Raw genomic sequence first — 24660 nt, forward strand, 5'->3', positions numbered from 1 at the left:
CACAGATGTCGCGGGCTCGCTACGTCATCCGTTACGTGGCCATCGCCTACCTGTTGGTGATGCTGGTTTTTCCGATTTCATTGGTTCTGTATCGGACGTTCCGGCCCGGCTTTCACCAGTTCTTTGCGTGGATCACCACCCCCGCGGCGATCTCGGCCCTGCATTTGTCCCTGCTGGTGGTGGCGATCGTCATTCCGTTGAATGCGATCTTTGGTGTAGCGACGGCAATGCTGCTGGCGCGCAACCGGTTTCCGGGCAAGGGTGTGCTGCAGGCGATCGTCGACCTGCCGTTCGCGGTGTCGCCCATCATTGTCGGCGTGGCAATGATCTCGGCCTGGGGTTCGGCCGGGGCGCTGGGCTTCATCGAGCGTGACACCGGAATCAAGATCATCTACGGCGTCCCCGGCATCGTGCTGGTCAGCCTTTTCGCCACGCTGCCGTTCGTCGTGCGCGAGGTGCAACTCGTGCTACTCGAGGTGGGCACCGAGCAGGAGCAGGCTGCGGCAACTCTGGGTTCGACGTGGTGGCAGACGTTTCGGCGGGTAACGATCCCGTCCATTCGATGGGGCTTGACCTACGGCGTGGTGCTCACCGTTGCACGCACGCTCGGCGAGTTCGGCGGCGTCATCATGGTTTCGTCCAACCTGCCGGGTAGCACCCAAACCCTCACGCTGCTGGTCAACGACCGTTACAACCGGGGTAACGCGTACGGCGCCTACGCGCTGTCGTCGCTGATGATGGGAGTGGCCATCATCTTCCTGATCGTCCGAGCAGTCCTGCTGATACGCCGAAAACGCGCTAATCGGCTTGCCTGACAACATTTTTCACGCTGTTCAGCACGCCGAAGGTGGGCGGCTGAACTGCATGTCGAGACTGCGCAGATGTGTCTGCAAGCCGGCGTCCTGCACGGGAATCAGATGGGCAGGCGCGTCGGAAGTGTTGAAGTGCGCGTGCCACATGCCCGGTGGCGTCGTGAATGCTCCACCGGCCTGCCAGTCGACCCGGATCGGATCGGCGATCTCGCCGCGGTCGTCGAGATGGGTGCCCAGCAGGGTGTAGCACCCCGGCTGCGCATCGAGGATCAGGTCGAGCGCGACCGACTGGTGGCGATGCGGCCGCTGCTCCTGGCCGGCGGGCAGCACGCCGAACATGGCCCACAGCACGTGCGTCACCGTCAACGTCTGCTCCTGTTCGGCGTTGGCCAGCAACACGCTGACCCGATTCTTGTTGTTGGCGCCGGGGCGTGACGCGATTCGCTCGAGTTCGGCGACCGCGTCCGCGCGGTGGAACTTGGTGGGGCGGAACCTGGGCTCGGTCGCCTGGACGCCGAGGTAGCGCAGCAGCGGCTCGTCGTGCACCCAGTACATCGTCGCGTCCGAATCTGCGTAGAACACCGCTCGTGCGTCGGCGGGCAGGGTCAAAAAGTCGCCCTTCTCCCACTGAACCAATCGGCCGTTGACGGCGGCCATCCCGCGCCCGTGCAGCACGTAGTAGAGCTGCGAAGTGGCGTTCGGGCTGGTGTCGATCTGCTCACCCGGGCGGATCCGCACGAAGTTTGCCAGCAGCGCGGGGCTGGTGGCTGCCCCGGTGGTGATCCCAAGGCTTTTGGACAGGTCCAGCGGGATGACGCCCGTCGGCTGGTCCCGGTAGATGTCCGGGTTGAACTGGGAGATCGGCATTTGTGGCGCGTGTCCGGAAGCGATGGGGTTTGCCGCAGAGGTGTATTCGAAGTAGCGGGCGTCCTGTCCCCACTGGGCGGCCCACTGGTCGAACCTGCCCTCGAATCCGTAGTCGGCGACGTTAGCCATCGGCGCCGGAACCGTTGGGTCCAGGTTCGTCGGCTCGGCGTGCGCGGTGATCGTCATGAAACTCTCCAATCGCTTAGACCTAAATAGTATCTATCTTGTATCTAAGCATCAACCCGGGTGACTGGGGCGTCGAATACAGTCAGATACGACTTAGCCGCAAGAGAGGCGGGGATGGCGTTGGAGCCAACCAACGGACGGGGCGCGGCGAAGGATCGTGCGCTCGACTACGTGAAGTCCAGGGTGCTCACCGGGGACTTTCCCGGTGGGGAGTTGATCAGCGAGGGCGAGGTCGCTGCAGCGTTGGGTATGTCGCGCACCCCGGTGCGCGAGGCTTTCCTGCAGTTGGAAGTGGCCGGCCTACTGCGGCTTTATCCCAAGCGCGGGGCTCTCGTGGTGCCGGTTTCCCCCGGCGAAGTGCGGGCGGTGCTCGAAGCCCGACTAGTGATGGAAGACTTCGCGGCGAGCGCGGTAATCCGACGAGGTCCCGATTCGTGTGCGGCGGTATTCGAGCGACTCACCGCCGAAGTGCAGCGCCAGCGCGAGGCCGCCGCCGCAGGCCAGTTGCCGGAATTCCTCGACTCCGACCGGGCATTCCACAGCATCACCCTGGAGTCGGCGGGCAACGCCATCCTGGCCGGCTTTTACTCGTCGCTGCGCGATCGCCAGATGCGGATGATCGGCGAATCGGCACGCAATCCGGGGCGCCTGGCCACGATCATTCACGAGCACGAACGCATCGCCGAAGCGCTGCGGGCCGGCGACGTTGCCGCGGCGCGGGATGCGGTGCGTACGCACCTGGCGAGCACGACCCGGGCCTTGGGGTTGGCCTCGAATGACTAGGACCCGATACCGCTATTGACCATTGAGCAACCCAGACAGTTGGGCGCCGTAGTTGCCGAAGCCGGAGATGAAGGTCTGCGTGGCGAAGTCATAAATGCTGGTGTTAAATACGCCGGACAAGGAGTTGCCGAGGTTTGCCCAGCCCGATGCCATTGTGCCGAAGTTTTGGAAGCCCGATACGTCAATGCCGCCGGAGTTGAAGAAGCCCGATATTTGGGCGAAGCGGTTTGCAAAGCCGGACACGGCGCCGCTGGCGTTGTTGAAGAACCCGGATGCGCCTCCCGAGGAATTGAAGAAGCCCGAGGACGGGGTGCTACCCGAGTTGAAGAAGCCCGGGCTCTGCTGAAACTTGAAGCCGTACGTGTACGGGCCCATGATGCCGGTGCCGCTGAGATTGGTGACGTTGGTGTACGTGAAATCTATCTGGGTTTCGGGTTGAACCGTGTTGAAGTTGAACGTAACGGGCCCAACATTGCTGTCGCCGTACTCTATTCGGATCCCCAATATCGTCGAGGCTTGGATGTGTATCGGAATCGTATAGGTGAACGCGCCCGCTGTAATGGCGTCGACAGTGCCAGTGATCGGTATTTGTATGTTCAGTGGCACGTCGTAGTGGTACGGCATGCCCGGCATAACGTAGGAGTAGCCGAAGCTTATTAGGCCCTGGTAGTCGCCCCTCCAGAGGAAGCCGTTGCTGTAGTTGCCCGAGATGAATGCTCCCGTGTTCACATTGCCGGGGTTCGCAATGCCGGTGTTGGAGTTGCCGGTGTTGAGCCAGCCGGTGTTGTAGTTGCCGGCATTGAGGTCGCCGGTGTTGTAGCTGCCCGGGTTGAAGCTGCCAGTGTTGGTGTTGCCGGTGTTGAAGAAGCCGGTGTTGTAGTTGCCCGCGTTGCCGATGCCGGTGTTGAGCAGTCCGGTGTTGAAAAAGCCCGTGTTGGTGCTGCCACTGTCGCCGATACCGGTGTTGTAGGTGCCGGAGTTGCCGATTCCCCAGTTGCCGGTGCCGGAGTTGAAGAATCCGACGTTGCCGGTGCCTGAGTTGAACAGACCGATGTTGCCATTGCCTGAATTCAAGCCACCGAAGCCGACTTGGTTGTTGCCGGTGAGGCCGATGCCGAAATTGCCGTTGCCGGTGTTGCCGAAGCCGACATTGCCGTCGCCAAAGTTGCCGAAACCGAAGTTGTTGCTGCCGGTGTTGCCGAAGCCGAAGTTCTGCAGGGCCGCCGTCAGCGCTGGACCGGAGTTTCCGAACCCGATATTGCCGCTGCCAAGGTTGCCACCGCCGAAGTTGCCGCTGCCGAAGTTGCCACCGCCGAAGTTGCCACCGCCGAAGTTGGCGCCACCCACGTTGTTGCTGCCGATGTTGCCGCCGCCGAAGTTGAATCCGCCGACATTCCCGCCGCCGATGTTCAAGGAGCCGAAATTGCCCAGGCCGAGGTTGAAGCTCGTCTTTCCGGTGGGGCCGTTCTGGAACAACCCGGCCAAGTCGGTGCCGAGGTTGCCGCCGCCCGAGCCACTGTCCGGCCCGCCCGAACCCAATCCGGTGTTGAACACACCCGAGATGCTGTTGCCGAGATTGGCTATGCCGGATTGCAGCGAACCGTAGTTTTGGAATCCCGAGTTTCCATGGACTCCGGTCGCGTAGTTCCACAAGCCCGAACTGTTAGCGCCCAAATTGAGGAAGCCCGAAAGGCCGCCCAAGCCGGAGTTGAAGAAGCCCGACGACGGATTTGTCGTGCTGTTGAAGAAGCCCGGTGATGCCGGAATGTCGATGATCGGAATCCTGACGGGGCCATATGCCCCGGTGCCGTTGATGACGACGATGGTCGAACCGTTGCGATCACCGATGTTGAGGTTCACGGTGTTGACCGGGGGTTGGCTGCCGAAGTCAATCACGATGGGCGTTGTTATCGGGGCGTCGGCACCGCCACCGTGGATGCTGATGTTGCCGATGGTGATGTTGAAGTCGACAACGTCGAGGAAGCCGAGGACTTCGCCGGTGCCGGTGATGCTGATCGGAGAAATATTGATGGCCGACATCGACACGCTGGTGATGGTGGCTGTGATCGGGATATTGATCGGTACGCGAACCTGGAATGCGAACGGAACTTCATCGATCGTGTAGCCGTAGCCGCCGGAGGGGACGCCGTGGTATTCGCCCCGCCACAAGAGGCCGTTGTTGTAGCTTCCGGAGGAGAAGACCCCGGTGTTGACGTGGCCGGAGTTCCCTATCCCGGTGTTGCCGCTTCCGATGTTGAAGCTGCCGGTGTTGTAGCTGCCCGGGTTGAAGTCACCGGTATTGGTGCTGCCGATGTTGTAGCTGCCGGTGTTGTAGCTGCCCGCATTGGCGATCCCGGTGTTGACCAGACCGGTGTTGAACAGACCGGTATTGGTGGTGCCGGTGTTGCCGAAGCCGGTGTTGAAACTGCCGGAATTGCCGATACCGAAGTTTCCGTTGCCCGAGTTGAACAAGCCGACGTTGTTGGTGCCGGAGTTGAACAGGCCGAGGTTCCCGCCGCCGGAGTTCAAGCCACCGAGGCCGATCTGATTATTGCCGCTGAGCCCGATACCGATGTTGCCGCTACCGGTGTTGCCGAAGCCGATGTTGCCGTCGCCGAAGTTGCCGAAACCGAAGTTGTTGCTGCCGGTGTTGCCGAAACCGATGTTGTGAAGGGCCGCCGTCAGCCCGGGCCCGCTGTTGCCGAACCCGATGTTGAGGTTGCCGATGTTCCCGCTGCCGAAGTTCTGGCCGCCGACGTTCCCGCTGCCGACGTTGAGATCGCCGATGTTTCCGTTGCCCAGGTTGAAATCGCCGATGTTCCCGCTGCCCAGACTCAATTGTCCGATGTTGCCCAGGCCCAGATTGAAGTTCGCCCCGGACGCGCCGTCGCGGAATAGGCCCCCAAGGTCCGCGCCGACGTTGTTCAATCCTGACAGGTTGACCGGCGTCGTGAATGGATCTGCGGCGGAGCTGGTGTTGAAGAAACCCGAAAGGGTGTTGCCCAAGTTGGAGAAGCCCGATGCCAACGTGCCGACATTGTTGTAACCCGAGCTTTCGAGGGCTTGCCAGTTGAGCAGGCCGGATGAATTGGCACCGAAGTTCCCGAAGCCAGAGACGCCACCGGCGCCGCTGTTGAAGAAGCCCGACGACGGGCTGGTAGTCGTGTTTCCTACGCCAGTTGCCGGTGGGATATCCATGAACCGGATGCGAGTGGCACCGGTATGGCTGCGAATGGAGATATTGAGCGCCGTTGTACCGTCCGGGCTCCCGATGTTTGCGGTAATTGTGGGCAGGGTGCCCGTGATCGACGGGACTTGAATGGAGCTGACGGTGCCGGTGACGTTTGACCACACGGGACCGCTGAAACTGATGTTGATCGGGTCCAGACTGAAGCCGTAGACCCGTAGGCTGCCGAAGTTGATGCCAATGGGGATATTGAGGGGAATGCTGACGTCCATGTTGGCGACCGGCGTTTCCGGAACGGTCAGGTAGTACTGGGCGCCGGTCATGCCTTGGCCATCGCTCCGCCACATAAACCCGTTGTTGTAGCTGCCGCCATTCATGGCGCCGGTGTTGACGTTGCCCGAGTTGCCGATGCCGGTATTGGTATCGCCGATGTTGAAGTAGCCGGTGTTGTAGCTGCCCGGGTTGAAGTCACCGGTATTGGTGCTGCCGGTGTTGTAGCTGCCGGTGTTGTGGCTGCCCGCATTGGCAATCCCGGTGTTGACCAGACCGGTGTTGAAAAAGCCGGTGTTGGTGCTGCCGGTGTTGCCGAAGCCCGTATTGAACTCGCCGGAGTTGCCGATACCGAAGTTTCCGTTGCCCGAGTTGAACAAGCCGACGTTGTTGGTGCCGGAGTTGAACAGGCCGATGTTGCCGCTGCCGGAGTTCAAGCCACCGAAGCCGGACTGGTTATTGCCGCTGAGCCCGATACCGATGTTGCCGCTACCGGTGTTGCCGAAGCCGATGTTGCCGTCACCAAAGTTGCCGAAACCGAAGTTGTCGCTGCCGGTGTTGCCGAACCCGATGTTCTTCCACGCGGCCGTCAACCCGGGCCCGCTGTTGCCGAACCCGATGTTCCCGAAGCCGATGTTCCCGCTGCCGAAGTTCTGGTCGCCGACGTTCCCGCTGCCGATGTTGTAGCCGCCGATGTTTCCGTTGCCCAGGTTGAAGTCGCCGACGTTGCCGCTGCCCACATTCAACTGGCCGACATCGCCCAGGCCAAAATTGAGCAACGATCCGTCCTCGCTGCTGCTCAGTAATCCCGCGAGGTTCATACCGACGTTGCCGGCCCCGGAAACAAAGGCGGGCGTGGTGAACACGCTGGTGGCGGAACTTGTATTGAAGAAGCCCGAGACGGTGTTGCCCAGGTTCGAGAAGCCCGATACCAGGTCGCCGAAGACTTTGTAGCCCGAGATTCCTGAGGTGCCGGACGCAACGTTGAAGAAGCCGGATGCGTTGGCGCCCAGGTTCATGAAGCCGGAAGAGATGCCGCTTCCGGAGTTGAAGAAGCCCGACGACGGACTCGTGGTCGAGTTTCCGAAGCCCGGAGACGGCTTGACGTCGACGGCCGGCGTGGTGAGGGGCAGTAGCCCACCGGATCCGGTGATGTGGATCAACGGTCCGGTCTCACCTACGGGTGTGCCGATGTGCATACCGATGAACGGGAGGCCGATCGTCAGAGGTGGGACACCGATTGAGGTGAGGCCGAGGTTCGCGTCGCCAATGATCGTGTCGAGGTCAACCGTCAGTGACGGAATGGTGAAGCTCGAGATCCTGATGGTGGGTAGTGCGACGCCGATCGGTATGGACAAGTGAATCGGCACGTCGAACTCGAACGGAACAGGGGTGTCGGGGATGACCGTGCCCGCGTCGGCGCTGACCCACCCTTGATTGTCGGCCCGCCATCCGAAGCCGTTGTTGAGGTTACCGGTGTTGAAGGCGCCGGTGTTGACGTTGCCCGAGTTCCCCATCCCGGTGTTGTAGTTGCCGGTATTGAAGTTGCCGGTGTTGTAGCTGCCCGGGTTGAAGTCACCGGTGTTGGTATTTCCGATGTTGTAGCTGCCGGTGTTGTAGCTGCCCGCGTTGGCGATCCCGGTGTTGACCAGACCGGTGTTGAAAAAGCCGGTGTTGGTGCTGCCGGTGTTGCCGAAGCCGGTGTTGTAACGGCCGGAATTGCCGATACCGAAGTTGCCGGTGCCCGAGTTGAACAAGCCGACGTTGTCGGTGCCGGAGTTGAACAGACCGACGTTGCCGCTGCCGGAGTTCAAGCCGCCGAAGCCGTACTGATTGTTGCCGCTGAGCCCGATGCCGATGTTGCCGCTACCGGTGTTGCCGAAGCCGATGTTGCCGTCGCCGAAGTTGCCGAAACCGAAGTTGTTGCTGCCGGTGTTGCCGAACCCGATGTTGTTAAGGGCCGCCGTCAGCCCGGGCCCACTGTTGCCGAACCCGATGTTGAGGCTGCCGATGTTCCCGTTGCCGAAGTTCTGGTCGCCGACGTTGCCGTTGCCGACGTTGTAGTCGCCGAGATTCCCGAGGCCGAAGTTGTATTCGCCGACGTTTCCCAAGCCGGCGTTGAGCCCGCCCAAATTTCCGAAGCCCAGGTTGAAGTTAGTGGTGCCGCCAATGCTGCCGGGCAGCGCGTCGCGGAATATGCCTGCCAGGTTGGTGCCGGTATTCGATATGCCGGAGACGCGAGCAGCTGTCGCAAAGTCCAGCGAACTCGAGTTGAGCACACCCGATACGGTGTTGCCCATGTTCTGCATACCCGACTGCAGGGCGCCGTAGTTCCTGAAACCCGAGTTTCCGAGAATTCCGGAACCGATGTTCTGGAAGCCGGAGCTGTTGGCGCCGATGTTTCCATAGCCCGAATTGCCGCCCAGGCCGCCGTTGAAAAATCCGGAGGAGACACCGGTGCCGGAGTTGTAGAAGCCCGGCTTGAAATCCTGGTTGAAGGCCGTCCACTCGAAGTAATTAACGCTGAATGTAGCAGGCACGGTTATCGCTGTAGAACCGTTCGGATTGCCGATGTAGACGCTCAATAGCGTTATTTCGAATGGAATCTGAGGAATCGTGAGGGAGTTGATACTCCCGTCCAACAGGCTGATCCCCGTGAACAATCCATAGGTGATATTGAAGGGGATGCTCGGAATCGTCATTCCGTTGTAGACGCCACCGGTCGCAGTCATCGTGATGGGAATGTTGATGGGGACGCTCAGGGTGACGTGCCCAGGCATCTGGGGAACGCGGAGTGTGTAGTTCCCACCCATCAGGCCTTGCTGGTTGCCCCGCCAGAAGAAGCCGTTGTTCATGTCACCCGTGACGAAGCCGCCGGTGTTGACGTCGCCGGAGTTCGCCAGGCCAGTGTTGGAGTTTCCGGCGTTGAACCATCCGGTGTTGTAGTTGCCGGGGTTGGCCATGCCGGTGTTGGTGCTGCCGATGTTGTAGGTCCCGGTGTTGTAGCTGCCTGCGTTGGCGATACCGGTGTTGGCAATGCCGGAGTTGAAAAAGCCCGTGTTGGTGCTGCCGGTGTTGGCGAAGCCGGTGTTGTAGCTGCCGGAGTTGCCGATGCCGAAGTTTCCATCGCCCGAGTTGAAGAAGCCGACGTTGTTAGTGCCCGAGTTGAACAGGCCGAAGTTGCCGCTGCCGGAGTTCAAGTTCCCGAAGCCGATCAGGCGATCGCCGGCGAACCCGATGCCGATGTTGCCGTTGCCGGTGTTGCCGAAGCCGATGTTGCCGTTGCCGGTGTTACCGAAGCCGATGTTGTCGCTGCCGGTGTTGCCGAAGCCGATGTTGTGGATGCCCGCTGCCAACGACGGACCGGTGTTACCGAACCCGATGTTCCCAAAGCCGATGTTCCCGAAGCCGAAGTTCGTGCTGCCGATGTTTCCGTCGCCGATATTTGCGCCGCCGATATTTCCGTTGCCCAGGTTGCCGCTGCCAAAGTTCCCGTTGCCCAGGTTCAATTCGCCGGCATTCACCAGGCCCACGTTGATGTAGACGCCGTTGACGTCGCGCACCGCGCCGGCCATGTTTCCACCGATGTTCGCCAGTCCGGAGATGTTGGCCGCCGTCGCCAGATTGGCCGTGCTGGTGTTGTAAATGCCGGAGACGGTATTGCCGAAGTTCGCAAAGCCGGATGACAACGCGCCGACGTTTTGCATGCCGGACAAGTTGGCGCCGACATTGAACACGCCGGATACGCTGCCGGTGCCGCTGTTGAAGAATCCCGACGACGGCTGGTCGGTCGTATTGAAGAATCCCGGCTTGGGATCGACCCTGAGGAAGGTAATGGTGTCACCCTCGAAGGCGCCGCTCAGATTGATGCCAATGCTGGTGTTGGGTCCGCCGATAGTGAGCGTCAAGAGGGGAAGATTGACGGTGGAATCCGGTAGCGTGACCGGTCCCAAAGTCAACGTTATCGGGTCGGGTGGTGGTGCAAGGAACATCGCGATTGTTTGCGTGCTGCCCGGCAACGTCATAACCGTTCCACCGAATTGCATCACTTCATTGACGGGGATGGTCATCTGCATATCGAAGTACTCGGTGGGAGCGGTGACCGAGAGGTCGATACCGATCTGGCCCGCGTTATCGCCTGAGGCGAGAATGCTGTTGTTGTAATTGCCGGTGTTCAGGAAGCCCGTGTTGGTGTTGCCGGGGTTGAGGCCGCCGGTGTTGTAATTGCCGGCATCGAAGGCGCCAGTGTTGACGTTGCCGACGTTGCCCATACCCGTGTTGTAGTTGCCCACGTTGGCGATGCCGGTGTTGGCAACACCGGTGTTGAACCAGCCCGTGTTGAACCTGCCGGCGTTGCCGTAGCCGGTATTGCCGGTGCCGGGGTTGACCATGCCCCAGTTGCCGGTGCCCGCGTTTCCAATCCCGACGTTTCCGGTGCCCGAGTTGAACAGGCCGATGTTGTTGGTGCCGGAGTTGAATAGGCCCAGGTTGCCGCTGCCGGTGTTCAGCGCTCCGAAGCCGACCAGACCCGTTCCGGACAGCCCGATTCCGATGTTGCCGCTGCCCGAATTTCCAAAACCGATGTTGCCGACCCCGTTGTTGCCGAACCCCGCGTTGTTGTCGCCCCGGTTCCCCACGCCGGTGTTGTAATTGCCGAGGTTTCCCAAACCGTTGTTGAAGTTGCCCAGGTTTGCGTTGCCGACGTTTTGGTTGCCGAAGTTGCCGGTGCCGGTATTCGCCGTGCCCGTGTTGCCAAAACCGGTGTTGGCCTGGCCCTGGTTTGCGCCTCCCGTGTTGTTGTCGCCCACGTTGGCGATGCCGTTGTTGAAATCGCCGACGTTGGCGAGACCGGTGTTCTGCTGACCCACGTTGGCCAAACCGGTGTTGCCCGTGGGGGCCGAGGTACCGCCGAACAGGCCCGAAACGTACGGTCCGGTGTTGGCTAAACCGGACACATAGTTGGGGTTTGTGAGGTCCTCCGGGTAAGCGTCGTTGAAAAGACCGGAGATCGTGTTGCCGGTGACGGACAGCCCGGACGCCGCCGTGCCGCTGGTCAGGAACCCCGAGAGGCCGAGGCTTCCCTTCGCGGAATTGAAGAAGCCCGAAACGTTGCCCCCGGAGTTCCCAATGCCCGAAGCGATGCCGTCACCGCTGTTGAAGAAGCCCGACGACGGGACGGTGCTGGTATTGCCGATGCCAGGGGACCCGTTGATCAACCCCTGGTAGTTGCCCCGCCAGAAGAGGCCGTTGTTGTAGTTGCCAGTGATCAACGCGCCGGTATTGACGTTGCCCGAGTTCGCCACACCGGTGTTGTAGCTACCGCTGTTGAGCCAGCCGGTGTTGTAGTTGCCGGTGTTGAAGCCGCCCGTGTTGGCGCTGCCCGAGTTGTTGGTACCCGTGTTGTAGTTGCCCGAGTTGCTAAAGCCTGTGTTGGCGATCCCGGTGTTGAAGAAGCCGGTGTTGGCGGTCCCGGGGTTACTGAAACCGGTGTTGAAGATGCCGGAGTTGCCGATACCGAAGTTTCCGGTCCCCGAGTTGAATAAGCCGGTGTTGTTGGTGCCCGAGTTGAAAAAGCCGATGTTGCCCGTGCCGGAGTTCAGTCCGCCGAACCCGTTCATGGCGTTGCCGGTGAGCCCGATACCGAAGTTGCCGTTGCCGGTGTTGCCGAAGCCGATGTTGCCGTCGCCGGTGTTACCGAAGCCGATGTTGTTGCTGCCGGTGTTGCCGAAGCCGATGTTGTGGATGGCCGCCGTCAGCGACGGACCACTGTTTCCGAAACCGATGTTTCCGAAACCGATGTTGGCCGAGCCGATGTTTCCGGAGCCGATGTTCGCGCCGCCGAGGTTGTAGTTGCCGATGTTGGTGCTGCCGAGATTGCCGACACCGACATTGTTCAGGCCGAAGTTGATGGCGTACGAGACGGCGGCAGCACCCTCGGCGGCCGCAGCTGAACCCGCGCCCGCGCCGGCCGACACCCCACCCACGAGCTGAGCGCCGGCAGCGTTCGCCGCCGCGGCGACCTGGGCGCTCAAGGCGCTCGAGGTGCTCGCGACGCGACCCGCCGCGTCCGCCAGATTGGGCAAATTCGCAGGTGGCAGGCCGAACGGTGTCAAGCCCGAAATCGCGGCGGAAGCCCCGGAGTGATAGCCGAACATCGCGGTCACATCCTGCGCCCACATGCCCTCGTACTGTGCCTCCATGGCCGCGATCGCAGGCGCGCTCAGCCCCAGCAGGTTCGACCTCACCAGCGACGCTATTTGAGTGCGGTTGGCAGCCACGACGAGAGGATGCACCGTTGCGGCCTGCGCTGCTTCGAACGCGGCCGCCACAATCCGGGCGTAGCCCGCCGCTTCGCTGGCCTGCGCCGCGGCCGATCTCAACCATTCCAGATAAGGTGCGGCGGCACCCACCATCTGCACCGCCGCCGCGCTCTGCCAAGCGGAAACCAGCAGCCCGTCTGTCACCGATCCGAACGAGGCTGCCGCCGAGGCCAAGTCGGCGGCCAATCCATCCCAAGCCGCCGCGGACGCCCATACCGAACCTGAACCGGCGCCAAGGAACATTCGCGCCGAGTTGACCTCGGGTGCCAGTACCGCAAACTGCATACGCTGTCCTTCGCGGGTGACCCCCACCGGGGTGGCGGTCGTTTCTATTCAACAGGCGTGCAACGGACTACCGTAGCGGTCCGGAGGCGGTTTCACACGCATTCCAGCAAAAATTATCAGCGCAATATTAAATTGTCTTACACGCACCCCGTCTTCGCTTGGTGAACTGCACAAACATCTGCTGCAGTCGCGCGAGAACCTATACTCTGCGCCCGCGGTCAGCTACCGTATTTGACTGCGCTGGTGGTTGCTGGTGGCTTTCCGAGGGTGTCTTGAGGGACTGCGAGGTCGCTGATGACGTTTGTGGTGGTTTCACCGGAGCTGGTGGCGGCTGCGTCTTGGGACGTAGCGGGCATTGGTTCGACGATCTCCGCGGCCAATGCCGTCGCAGCGCGGTCGACGACGGGGCTGGCCAGTGCGGCCGCCGACGAGGTATCGCGGGCGGTCGCGGCGCTGTTTTCCGGGCATGCGCTGGGCTATCAGGAGTTGGCCGTGCAGGCCGCCACGCTGCACGAGGAGTTTGTGCAGACGTTGTCTGCCGGTGGGGCCAGTTATGCGACCGCGGAGGCGCTCAATGTTGGCCCGTTGCAACCGCTTCTAGATTTGATCAACGCGCCAACCCAACTGTTGTTGGGTCGTCCGCTGATCGGCAATGGCACCGACGGGGCGCCGGGCAGCGGGCAGGCCGGCGGGCTGGGTGGGTTGTTGTACGGAAGCGGTGGTAGCGGTGGGTCGGGGGCCGCGGGGCAGGCCGGTGGTCCCGGGGGGGACGCGGGTCTGATCGGTACGGGCGGCGCTGGTGGCGCCGGAGGTGCTAGCGCATCAGGTGGGGCCGGCGGGGCCGCGGGGTGGCTGTGGGGTACTGGTGGGGCCGGCGGGGCTGGTGGCAACAGCGCGACGATGGGGGGCACCGGCGGGGCCGGAGGGGCCGGCGGTGCAGCCCCGCTCTTCGGCTACGGCGGTACCGGCGGTGCCGGAGGTATGGGCGGGCCCGGTGGTGGTGCGGGCGGCAGCGGCGGTGCGGGCGGCAGGGGCGGGCAGCTGATCGGTGTGGGCGGCATTGGTGGTGCCGGCGGGGTGGGTAGCGCAGGCACGGGCGGCGCGGCCGGCGTGGACGGTGGGAGCGGCGGTGCGGGCGGCAACGGCGGGATCGGTGGAACCGCGGGTGTGCTGGGGGCCGGTGGGGTTGGCGGGCTCGGCGGTGCCGGTGGCGATGGCGGCGCCGGCGGTGCCGGCGGCAATGCGCAGATCGGCGGTAACGGCGGGGCTGGTGGTGCCGGCGGGTTCGGCGGGCAGTCGGGTCAAGCGCCGCTGATAGGGCTGGCCGGTGCTGCTGGCCACGGCGGGGCCGGCGGGCACGGCGGCGTCGGCGGGGCCGGCGGCAACGACACCGCCGCCTTTGCTGCGGCCAAGGGCGGCGACGGCGGCGCCGGGGGTGCCGGCGGCGTGGGTGGGGCGGCCGCCGGTCTGGCGGCGGTGGCGGGCAACGGCGGCGCCGGCGGTGATGGCGGGGTGGCCGGCAAAGGTGGGGCCTCAACATTCAACGGCCACAACGGAGGTAGCGGCGGCAAAGGTGGTGCCGGTGGGGTCGCCGGGGCGGGGGGCAACGCCAGCGATGCAGCGGCGGTCAACGGCAACGGCGGGGTGGGCGGCAGCGGCGCGGCCGGCGGCGACGGCGGTCATGGCGCCAACGCCACCGGCGCCGTGGCGGGCGGCGCGGGCGGTAGCGGTGGTGCCGGCGGGAATGCCGGCGCCGGCGGCAAAGCCGGCACTGGCGGCGTCAGCGGCGTTGCGGGTGCCTACGGCAACGGCGGCAACGGCGGCAACGGCAGCTACGGCGGCAACGGAGGCACCGGCGGCAAGGGCGGGCCCGGGGGGAACGGCAATCCCGGACCCTCTGGCGGGGCTGGCGGCAACGGGGGTGCCGGTGGCGGCAGCGGGACCAGTGGCCTCAACGGCAGCGGAGGCAACAGCGGCAACGGCGGGACCGGTGGCACTGGCGGTAACGGCGGCGCGGCGGTCGTTCTGGGCACAGACGGCGGCAACGGCGGCCAAGGCGGGACCGGCGGCAACGCCGGCGTCGCCGGCATCGCCGGGACCGGAGGCGCCGGGGGTTCCGCCGGCACCGTCGGCACCGGCGGCGACGGCGGGCTCGGGGGCGACGGCGCCAACGGCGCCAACGGCAATGTCAACGGCGGCACCGGTGGCGGCGGCGGAGACGGCGGCCAGGGCGGAACCGGCGGCTCGGCCGCCGCCGGCGGCAAAAATGGTGGTGGCGGCAAAGGCGGCAACGGCGGACTCGGCGGCAACGGCGGTGCGGCCATCGTGGGGACTTCCAGCACGGATGGCGGGGACGGTGGCAAAGGTGGCGCCGGCGGCGACGCCGGGAAAGCCGGCCTCGCCGGTGCGGGTGCCGGCAGTGCGGGAGCCGCCGGCAAAGCGGGCACCGGCGGCAACGGCGGATTCGGCGCCGACGGCGGACTCGGCGGCAACGGCGTCGATGACAACAACACCGATGGCCAGGCGGGCGGCAACGGCACGAAAGGCGGCAGCGGCGGTCAGGGTGGCGCGGGTGGCGCCGCCAACGGCGGAATCGCCGGCAGCGGCGGCAAAGGCGGCAATGGCGCCGACGGCGGCAAGGGCGGCCACGGGGGCAACGGCGCTGACGGCGTACGGCCGCCGCCGCCCAATGGCTCCGACGGCCCGCCCGGCCAAGCGGGCGGAACCGGTGGCACCGGCGGCGCCGGCGGCAACGCCGGTGCAGGCGGGGCGGCCGGCAGCGGCAGCGGCGGCACTGCGGGCAACGCTGGCGTCGCCGGCGCCGGCGGCGACGGCGGCGCCGGTGGCATCGGCGGCAAGGGTGCCGACGGTGCCGCCGGCATCACAGGAGACGGCTATTTCGGTGGCGGCGGCGGCAACGGCGGCCAGGGCGGTGCCGGGGGTCTTGGTGGCAACGGCATCGCAGGCGTCGGCGGCGGCGCCGGTGGCAGGGGCGGCGACGGCGGCCTCGCCGGCGCTGGAGGCACTGGCGGCACAGCGAGCATCGGCGGTGACGGTGCGCGCGGCGGTGCCGGCGGTATCGGCGGCCTAGGCGGCGGGGGCGGCAACGGCGGTTTCGGCGGCGGCAAGGGAGGCGCCGCCGGCAACGGAGGCAATGGCAACACCGGCGGAACCGGCGGCGAAGGGGGTGTCCTCGGCCGGAATGGGGGGGCCGGCGGCGCCGGCGGTGCCGGCGGCGATGCCGGCCACGGCGGTCAGGGCAACGGCGCAGACGGCGGCGCCGGCGGCCTCGCCGGCAACGGCGGCAACGGCGGCACCGGCGGCCACGCTACAGACGTTGCCACCTTCTCCTCGGGCTATGACGGCGGCGCCGGCGGCACCGGCGGCAAGGGAGGCGGCGGCGGCCTCGGCGGCGGCGTCTCCGGAAAAGGCATCGGCGGCGACGCCGGCGGCGGCGGCACCGGTGGTAACGGCGGTACCGGAGGTGGCGGCGGCGACAGTCAAGTCCCCTTCACCAACAACGGCAACGGGGGCAACGGCGGCATGGGCGGCGCGGGTGGCACCGGTGGCAGCGCAACCGCTCCGGGCGGCAACTCTGCCGCGGGTGGCGGCGGTGGCACCGGCGGCACCGGCGGCAACGGCAGCACCTTCGGCAATGACGACTACGCGGGCCTCGGCGGTACGGGCGGCACCGGCGGCACCGGCGGCACCGGCGGTAAGTCCTTTGACGGGATCTTCGGCGACCCCGGAACCCTCGGCAGCGCCGGCAACGGCCCGACCGGCGGTCAGAACAACAGACCCCCCAATGGCGGTAGCGGCGGCAGCGGCGGCACCGGCGGTAGCGGTGGCACTTAGTCCCAGCGCCGTCAGGCGCCCAATTGGCTGGTGAACGGCCGGTAAGAGAAAGGACGGGCAGTCGAGTGGAAGCGTTGACTCACGCTCGTGGCCGGGCACGATGGGTGGTTTTTTCGGTAGTTGCCGGTGGGGTTTCGGGTTGCTTTGACGGACGGCGAGGTCGCTGATGACTTATTTGGTGGTTGCACCGGAGCTGGTGTCAGCTGTGGCTTCGGACGTGGCGGGTATCGGTTCGACGATCTTTGCGGCCAATGCGGTCGCGGCGCGGTCGACGACAGGGCTGGCCAGCGCGGCCGCCGACGAGGTGTCGCAGGCGGTTGCGGCGTTGTTTACCGGACATGCGCTCGGTTATCAGGAGGTGGCCGTACAGGCGTCGGCGCTGCACGCGCAGTTTGTGCAGTCGTTGTCTGTCAGCGGAGCCGGCTATGCGCTCGCGGAGTCGGTCAATGTCGGCCCGTTGCAGCCGCTTTTGGATTTGATCAATGCGCCCACCCAGCTGTTGCTGGGTCGTCCGCTGATCGGTGATGGCACTAACGGGGCGCCGGGCACGGGGCAGGCCGGCGGCCCGGGTGGGTTGTTGTTTGGTTACGGCGGTAACGGCGGGTCGGGGGCGGCGGGGCAGGCCGGCGGTGCCGGTGGGGCTGCGGGTCTGTGGGGTGCGGGGGGTGCTGGTGGTGCCGGGGGTGCTGGGGCATCCGGCGGCGCCGGCGGGGCCGGGGGTTTGCTGTATGGCCCCGGTGGGTGGGGCGGGGCCGGCGGCAACAGCACGACGGCGGGGGGCGCCGGTGGGGCCGGGGGGGCCGGTGGGGTGGCCCAGCTGTTCGGCTACGGCGGCACCGGTGGTGCCGGCGGTATGGGCGGGCCCGGTGGTGGCGTGGGCGGCAACGGCGGTGCTGGGGCCAACGGCGGGCAGTTGATTGGCGTGGGCGGCACCGGTGGTGCCGGCGGAATGGGCAGCACCGGTGCGGCCGGAGGGGCCGGCGCAGCCGGTGGCAGCGGCGGGGCGGGCGGCAACGGCGGAATCGGCGGCAACCCCGGTGTGCTGGGCATCGGCGGGGTCGGCGGGCTCGGCGGTGCCGGTGGCGATGGCGGCGCCGGCGGTGCCGGCGCCAATGCGCAGATTGGCGGTGACGGCGGGTTCGGGGGTCGCGGCGGGGCCGGGGGTCAGTCGGGTCAAGCGCCGCTGATCGGGCTGGGCGGCGATGGTGGCCACGGCGGGGCCGGAGGTGACGGCGGCGTCGGCGGGGCGGGCGGCAACGACAAAGCCGGTTTCGCGGCGGCCGATGGTGGTGCCGGCGGTGGCGGCGGTCACGGCGGCGTGGGTGGGGCGGCCGCCGGGATCACCGCGGCCGCGGGCAACGGCGGTGCCGGCGGCGGTGGCGGGGTGGCCGGCAAAGGTGGGGCCTCGATACTCAACGGCCACAACGGCGGTAGCGGTGGCAAAGGCGGTGCCGGTGGGGACGCTGGGACGGGCGGCAACGGCAGTAACTGGGCCATCAACGGCAATGGCGGGGCGGGCGGCAGCGGCGCTGCCGGCGGCGACGGCGATCATGGCGCGAACGGTTTCGGCGCAGTGGCGGGCGGTGCCGGCGGCAATGGCGGTGCCGGCGGCAATGGCGGTGCCAACGGCGACAGGGGCGCCGGCGGCGTCGGTGGCACCGTGGGTGCCTACGGCAACGGCGGCAATGGCGGCAACGGCAGCTACGGCGGCGTCGGTGGCGTCGGGGCCGCCGTCGGGGCCGGGGTGGACGGCAACCCCGGACCCTCCGGCGGGGCCGGCGGCAACGGGGGGGCCGGCGGGAACACTGGGCCCGGTGGCATCAACGGCAGCGGCGGCAACAGCGGCAACGGCGGCGTCGGTGGCACCGGCGGGGCCGGCGGCGCGGCAACCACCCTGAGCACCGCCGGCGGCAACGGCGGCATGGGCGGGACCGGCGGCAACGCAGGGACCGTCGGCGCCGCAGGGACCGGAGGCGCCGGGGGTACCGTCGGCAAATCCGGTGACGGTGGAAACGGCGGGCTCGGGGGCAACGGCGGCCTTGGCGCCACCGGAACCGACGGCACGAAAATGACCACGATCAACGGCGGCACCGGTGGCGGCGGCGGAGACGGCGGCCAAGGCGGAACCGGCGGCATGGCCGGCGCCGGTGGCACGAACGGCAGCGGTGGCAACGGGGGTAACGGCGCACAAGGCGGCACCGGCGGCCTCGGCTTCTCCAACGCCGACACGGACGGCAACCCCGGCGGCAACGGCGGCACGGGCGGCCTTGGCGGGGACGCCGGCAAAGCCGGCATGGCCGGTGCGGGTGCCGGCGCCGCGGGAACCGCCGGCAAGGCGGGCATCGCCGGCAACGGCGGCGACGGCGGCAACGCCGGCTCCGCCGGCGACGGCGCCAGCAACTCGAAGGCCGACAGCGAACCCGGAGGCGGTGGCGGCGCCGGCGGGACCGGTGGCCGAGGCGGCCAGGGCGGCGCCGCCCACGGTGGAACCGCCGGCAACGGCGGCAAAGGCGGCAACGGCGCCAACGGCGGCAGCGGCGGCGACGGCGGCGACGGTCCCACTTACGGCGTGGGCACCGGTGCTGGGGCCAACGGCGGCAACGGCGGAGCCGGTGGAAATGGCGGTGCTGGCGGCAATGCGGGCGCCGGCGGAGAAAGCGGCATCGCCAACGGTGGTGGGAAAGCGGGCACGAAGGGCGCGGCGGGCGTCGCCGGCAACGGCGGCCATGGCGGCAACGGCGGCAACGCCGGAAATGGCGCCAAAGGTGATTACTCCATCATCCAGGGGGACAGCTACGACGGCGGTAACGGCGGCAACGGTGGTGTCGGCGGCACCGGCGGAAACGGTGGAAACGGCTACAACGGTGTCGGCGGCGGCAACGCCGGCAACGGGGGCGATGGAGGCAACGCCGGATTCGGAGGCGGTGGCGGCACACCCACTTTCGGCTCCGACGGAGGCACCGGCGGCAACGGCGGTAGCGGCGGCAACGGGGGCAACGGCGGCACCGGCGGCCTTGGCGGAGGCAAGGGCGGCAGCGCCGGCGCCGGCGGCGACGGGAACACAGGCGGGGAAGGTGGCTCCGGCAGTGCCTTCGCCGGCCGAAACGGCGGCCCCGCCGGCAACGGTGGCGCCGGCGGCAACGGAGGCACCGGGGGCAGCGGTTACGGCGCAGCAGCCGGCAACGGCGGCAAAGCCGGCAACGGCGGCGCAGGGGGCACCGGCGGCGCCGGCGCCGATGCAATAGCGGGCAGCGCCGACGACGGCGGACGGGGAGGTAACGGCGGCGTCGGCGGTACCGGCGGCAGCGGCGGCAGTGCGTTCAATGCAACGGGTACGGCCGGCCTCTCCGTCGGCGGCGGAAACGCCGGCGGCGGCGGTAATGGCGGTGCCGGCGGCGCAGGCGGCGCAGGCGGCGAAAGCACTTTCGCATCGGGAGGCGACGGCGGTGCCGCAGGCAAGGGCGGCAACGGCGGTAATGGCGGCACCGGCGGCCAAGGCGGTGGCAAGGGCGCAGGCGGCGGCGCCGGCGGCGACGGCGGCAACGGCGGCAACGGCAACGGCAACAGCAGCCATGATGGCGGTAATGGCGGCGCCGGTGGCAACGCCGGCAATGGCGGCCTTGGCGGCAACGGCAACGGCAACATCGCCGGCTCCGGCGGCGAGGCGGGCAACGGCGGCGCCGGTGGCAGCGGCGGCGGCGCCGGCAAAGGCGGACTGAGCACCTACGTGGGCGGCAGCGGCGCTATCGGCGGCAACGGCGGCACCGGCGGTAACGGCGGTAACGCCTTCGGGGTGGTCAACGGCGCCGGCTTCGGCGGCAGCGGCGGCAGCGGCGGCGTCGGTGGCAGCGGCGGCACCGGCGGAACGGCCGCCTCATTTTCAAACGGTGGCAGTGGCGGCAACGCCGCTACGGGCGGCAGCGGAGGTAACGGCGGCAACGGGGGCTTCACCGGCGTGAGCCCCGGCGGCGTAGGCGGCGCAGGAGGTGACGGCGCCGACGGTGGCAACGGTGGTACCGGCGGCAGCGGCAGTGGCACCGCCGGAGTCGGCCGGGCGGGCGGCGTCGGCGGCAGCGGCGCAAACGGCGGCAACGCCGGCAACGGCGGCACTGGCAATGGCGCCAATGGTGGCGTCGGCGGCATCGCCGGCAACGGCGGCAACGGCGGTACCGGCGGCAGCGGCAATTCAACTGACGGAGGCTATAACGGCGGAAATGGCGGCAGCGCCGGCAGCGGCGGCAGCGGCGGTAACGGCGGCAGCGTTGTCAATATCGCCACCGGCGGTACCGGCGGCACCCCCAGCGCCGGTGGGACCGGTGGCACCGGTGGCACCGGCGGCTATGGCGGGTTTGACATCACCAGCACGAACGGAAACGGCGGAACCGGAGGCGCAGGCGGAAGCGGCGGAACCGGCGGAGCCGGAACCATGCCCGGCATCTCCGGCGCTAAAGGTGGCTCGGGTGGCAGCGGTGGTAGCGGTGGCGGCGGTAACACCAGCGGCGGCTCGGGAAACTGGGGTACCGGCGGTAGCGGCGGCGGCGGAGGCGGCGGCGGGACCGGCGGCAAGGGCGGCAATGGCGGAGCCGGCGTCGGTGGGTCCCCCGGTGGTCCTGGAGGCGGCCCGAGCGGCGGGGGCAATAACCCGGATCCCGGCGGCGGCGGGGGCGGCGGGACCGGCGGCAAGGGCGGCACCTGAACCTCGGCCATCAACGGGCGCCAGCGCGGAATACAGCGGCTCTGTGCGGGCAGCTGAACACAACCCCAGACCCGCACTGTGACATTCTGGGCGATATGTCTCAGTTGCGTGGAAGACGTGTTGCCATCACGGGTGGGGCGCAGGGCATCGGCAGGTCCATCGGCGAGGCCTTGATCGCCGCCGGCGCCGAGGTGGCGCTCGGCGATGTTCAGGAAGCCGCCGTCGTGCAGACGGCCACCGAACTCGGAGCAGCGGGTTACCGCCTCGATGTGACGGACCCCGCCAGCTTCGAGACGTTCCTCAACCACGCGGATGACCACCTCGGCGGACTCGACGTTCTGGTGAACAACGCGGGCATCATGCCGATCGGGCCATTCCTCGACGAGAGCCCGGGCGTCACGCGGCGCACCATCGAGATCGACGTGCTCGGGGTGCTGACCGGGACCCGGCTGGCGGGCACCCGCTTCGCCAAAAGCGGGTCCGGTCACATCGTCAACATCGCCTCGGTGATGGGCACCCTGGCGTCGCCCAACGCCGCCACCTACTGCGCATCCAAATTCGCGGTCGTCGGATTCAGCGAGGCCCTGCGTCAGGAGTGGCGGGGCAGCGGGGTCAAGATCTCGGCCATCTGCCCCGGCTTTGTCCGCACCGAACTGATCGCGGGCATGGCGGCGCCGGGCCCGCTGGAACGTTTCCTCGTCGTCAACCCCGAGGAGGTGGCCGCCGCCGTGGTCACCGAACTCGCCAAAGGGGCGTCGCGGACGGTGTTCGTTCCCAAGCTGGTCGGTCTGGTCTCCCGCGGGACAGCCGGCCTGCCGAAAGGCCTAGTCGATGCCGCTTTCCGCTTGTCTGGCGGAAACAAGGTCACCTCAGAGCTGGATCGTGAGAAGCGGGCGGCGTATCAGGCCCGAATCGAGAATCAGGAGTCACCATGAGCAATGCCCGAATCGAGTTGACTGGGCTGCGGGGTGTGCCCGAGACCGCCCTCAGCGAGGCGTTGGTTGCGACGCTGCCCGGCAATGACGCCCCTGCGCCGTGGGAGTGCCACTGTTCGGCGCTGCTGTGGCTGGGTCGCGGTGGTCGCGCCGCGGCCTCGGCCCTGCCGTCGGCGCTGGCCGGCAGCCCGGCACTGGCTACCGTGGGCGCCTTCGTCCGGTACACCGACACCCCGGTAGGCGCCTACGACGAGGTGCTCGGCATGATCGCCTCGCGCACCGGCTTGCGGCCGTGGGGCAACGTGGCGTTCATGTCGGTGGATTCGCAATCCAGCCTGGTCGGTGGCCGAACCAACTGGGCCATGCCCAAGACTCTGGCCCGGTTCGACGGCGAATTGGCCAACGGCAGCCTCATCACCGGCAGCAGCAGCGATCAGCTGTCCTGGACGGTCAGCGCGTCGCCCCGCGTCGCGGGTCCGGCGATCCCGCTCAAGACCAAGGCCACGGCCCGTCAGCAGTTCGCCGACGGTCGGGTCGGTGACTCGTTGCTGACCTTCGCCGGCCGGGTGCGGCCCGCGTTCGTGACCGTCGGCGTCACCTCGGCGGGGCCCCTGCCGACCTGGTTGCGTTCGGGACTACACGTGGGGTTGTTCGTCGAGGACGCCGTGTTCACCCTCGGCGAGCCCAAGTTCCGGTAGCTAGTCGACTTCCCCGTACTCGTCGAACCAATGCGCCAGCTTGCCGCGCCGACTCACCGCGCGAAGCCTGGCTTCGGCGGACGCGCGCGTCTTGCTGGTCGTCACGATCAGGAGCTCGTCGCCGGCCTCGATTCGGGTGTCCTGCTCGGGGACGAACGTGTGGCCGTCGCGGATGATCAGCGTGATGACCGCCGGGTCGGGTAGCCGAAGTTCGAGGATGGTGACGTTGTGCAGCCGCGACGGCTTCTGCACCGTCATGGTCAGCAGTTCGGCATCGAGCATGTCCAGGGGAGCGGCTTCGACCTGAATCTCGCGGGTCGCCTCACGCGTTATCAGGCCCAGAACCCGAGCGATCGGGCGCAAGCTGGGGCCCTGGACCAGCGTGAAGACCACGACCAGGACGAAGACGATGTTGAGCAGCCGGGAACTGCCCGCAACGCCGGCCACGATCGGGAACGTCGCCAAGACGATCGGGACCGCGCCGCGCAGCCCCGCCCAGGACAGGAAGAGCTGGTCGCGCCAGGGGAAACGAAACCAGACGAGCGAACCAATCACCGATATCGGCCGGGCAATCAGCAGCAGGACCAGTCCGACGACGATTGCCGGTACCACGTCTACCGCGAGTTCGCTGGGGTCGACGAGCAGCCCGAGCAGCACGAACAGCCCGATCTGCGCCAGCCACCCGACACCCTCGGCGAACGAGCGAGTAGCCGACCGGTGCGGCAGTCCCGAGTTGGCCAGGACTACCGCCGCCAGGTATGCGGCGATGAACCCACTGGCATGGGCGTCGCCGGCGGCGGCGAAGGCGACCAGGCCCAATCCGAACGTCGCGATGGGGTAGAGGCCCGACGCCGGCAACGCGATGCGCCGCAGCGCGAGTGAGCCGAGGTAGCCGACCACCAATCCGATCGCCGACCCGCCGAGGAGTTCGTAAAACAGATCGGTGAACGCGTGCGCAGGCTCGAAATCGAACGGCACCACGCTGAACATGAGCACCAGAATCACGCCGGGCGCGTCGTTGAAGCCCGATTCCGCCTCGAGCAAGCCGGCGATGCGCCGCGGTAGCGGCAGCACCCGCAGCACCGAGAACACCGCGGCGGCGTCCGTGGACGAAACGATGGCTCCGAGCAACAGCGCGAGTTGCCAGTCCATCTGCAGCAGCAAATGCGCACCTACCGCCGTTACCAACGTACTGATCACCACACCGGCCGTCGCCAGCACAGCCGCGGGCGCCAGTACCTTGCGAATATCACCGAAGCGGGTGGTCAGGCCGCCCTCGATGAGGATGATCGCCAGCGCCGCGGTACCCACATTTCGGGCCAGGACCACGTCGTCGAACTCCAGCCCCAGTCCGTCCTCGCCGATCGCGACACCGACCAGCAGGAACAGCAGCAGACTGGGGAACCCTACAACCGTGGCCACGCGGGTACCGACAATGCTCGCCAGCAGCACGAGGCCGCCGATCGACAAAGTCAGATACAACTGCTGCAGGGTCATTTTCTTTCCCGTTTGAACCCGACCACGGCAGCGATTGCGTACCGCGATCTGTTTGACGAGGGCGCCGAGTCGGCGTCCTGTCAGTAAATCAGCCCGAGGGGTCGGGGCGCGCGCCGCACAGTCGCGATCGCCAGAGCGGCGTCCGCCGCGGGCAGCGGGTCGCGACCATCGGGTCAGCGCGATCGCCAGCGCGGCGTCCGCCGCGGGCAGCGGGTCGCGACCATCGGGTCAGCGCGCCGTGCCGTCCTTCTGGGCATACGCAAAGATGG

General features: G+C 67.2%; 9 protein-coding genes. 6 read left to right on the forward strand and 3 right to left on the reverse strand.

What is annotated here, in order from left to right; translation table 11 throughout:
* The first annotated feature begins 5 nt into the window (after positions 1 to 5).
* Positions 6 to 815, forward strand: coding sequence for a sulfate ABC transporter permease subunit CysW (cysW, locus tag ACZY1I_RS03960; protein WP_463753499.1), 810 nt, complete (start codon positions 6 to 8; stop codon positions 813 to 815).
* An 18-nt stretch (positions 816 to 833) separates the two neighbouring features.
* Here cysW and ACZY1I_RS03965 read toward each other — a convergent pair whose 3' ends face one another.
* Positions 834 to 1865 carry a cupin gene (locus ACZY1I_RS03965; RefSeq protein ID WP_463752951.1) on the reverse strand — a complete coding sequence of 344 codons (1032 nt, stop codon included), beginning with the start codon at positions 1863 to 1865 and terminating at the stop codon, positions 834 to 836.
* Positions 1866 to 1979: 114 nt separating this feature from the next.
* On the opposite strand from ACZY1I_RS03965, the gene ACZY1I_RS03970 reads away from it, so the two are divergent.
* Entirely contained in the window at positions 1980 to 2648 is a 669-nt protein-coding gene (locus tag ACZY1I_RS03970; protein WP_463752952.1) for a GntR family transcriptional regulator, read from the forward strand.
* A 12-nt stretch (positions 2649 to 2660) separates the two neighbouring features.
* On the opposite strand, the gene ACZY1I_RS03975 is transcribed toward ACZY1I_RS03970, so the two are convergent.
* Positions 2661 to 12710: a PPE domain-containing protein gene (locus ACZY1I_RS03975; RefSeq protein ID WP_463752953.1), complete on the reverse strand. Its 10050-nt coding sequence runs from the start codon at positions 12708 to 12710 to the stop codon at positions 2661 to 2663.
* 294 nt (positions 12711 to 13004) lie between these two features.
* On the opposite strand from ACZY1I_RS03975, the gene ACZY1I_RS03980 reads away from it, so the two are divergent.
* The 4 genes from ACZY1I_RS03980 (at position 13005) to ACZY1I_RS03995 (ending at position 22894) form a co-directional block, all read left to right on the forward strand.
* Positions 13005 to 16565, forward strand: coding sequence for a PE family protein (locus tag ACZY1I_RS03980; RefSeq protein WP_463752954.1), 3561 nt, complete (start codon positions 13005 to 13007; stop codon positions 16563 to 16565).
* Between the two features lie 166 nt (positions 16566 to 16731).
* Positions 16732 to 21261 (forward strand): PE family protein, encoded by a 4530-nt coding sequence (locus ACZY1I_RS03985; protein ID WP_463752955.1) that lies wholly within the window; start codon positions 16732 to 16734, stop codon positions 21259 to 21261.
* Between the two features lie 95 nt (positions 21262 to 21356).
* A complete protein-coding gene (locus ACZY1I_RS03990; protein ID WP_463752956.1) occupies positions 21357 to 22196 on the forward strand; it encodes an SDR family oxidoreductase in 840 nt (279 codons plus the stop codon).
* On the forward strand, positions 22193 to 22894 hold the full coding sequence (locus ACZY1I_RS03995) for an acetoacetate decarboxylase family protein (RefSeq protein ID WP_463752957.1): 702 nt from the start codon (positions 22193 to 22195) through the stop codon (positions 22892 to 22894). Before ACZY1I_RS03990 ends, ACZY1I_RS03995 begins: the two co-directional genes overlap by 4 nt.
* On the opposite strand, the gene ACZY1I_RS04000 is transcribed toward ACZY1I_RS03995, so the two are convergent.
* Positions 22895 to 24391 (reverse strand): potassium/proton antiporter, encoded by a 1497-nt coding sequence (locus ACZY1I_RS04000; protein ID WP_463752958.1) that lies wholly within the window; start codon positions 24389 to 24391, stop codon positions 22895 to 22897.
* Between the last annotated feature and the right edge of the window lie 269 nt (positions 24392 to 24660).

This window comes from Mycobacterium sp. IDUB_37 (assembly GCF_055419245.1).

What these genes read in the sequence shown, in the direction of transcription:
- ACZY1I_RS03995 (WP_463752957.1), top strand. Translation starts at nt 22,193, where the DNA reads ATGAGCAATGCCCGAATCGAGTTGACTGGGCTGCGGGGTGTGCCCGAG.
- ACZY1I_RS03975 (WP_463752953.1), bottom strand. Translation starts at nt 12,710, where the DNA reads ATGCAGTTTGCGGTACTGGCACCCGAGGTCAACTCGGCGCGAATGTTC.
- ACZY1I_RS03985 (WP_463752955.1), top strand. Translation starts at nt 16,732, where the DNA reads ATGACTTATTTGGTGGTTGCACCGGAGCTGGTGTCAGCTGTGGCTTCG.
- ACZY1I_RS04000 (WP_463752958.1), bottom strand. Translation starts at nt 24,391, where the DNA reads ATGACCCTGCAGCAGTTGTATCTGACTTTGTCGATCGGCGGCCTCGTG.
- ACZY1I_RS03990 (WP_463752956.1), top strand. Translation starts at nt 21,357, where the DNA reads ATGTCTCAGTTGCGTGGAAGACGTGTTGCCATCACGGGTGGGGCGCAG.
- ACZY1I_RS03965 (WP_463752951.1), bottom strand. Translation starts at nt 1,865, where the DNA reads ATGACGATCACCGCGCACGCCGAGCCGACGAACCTGGACCCAACGGTT.
- cysW (WP_463753499.1), top strand. Translation starts at nt 6, where the DNA reads ATGTCGCGGGCTCGCTACGTCATCCGTTACGTGGCCATCGCCTACCTG.
- ACZY1I_RS03970 (WP_463752952.1), top strand. Translation starts at nt 1,980, where the DNA reads ATGGCGTTGGAGCCAACCAACGGACGGGGCGCGGCGAAGGATCGTGCG.
- ACZY1I_RS03980 (WP_463752954.1), top strand. Translation starts at nt 13,005, where the DNA reads ATGACGTTTGTGGTGGTTTCACCGGAGCTGGTGGCGGCTGCGTCTTGG.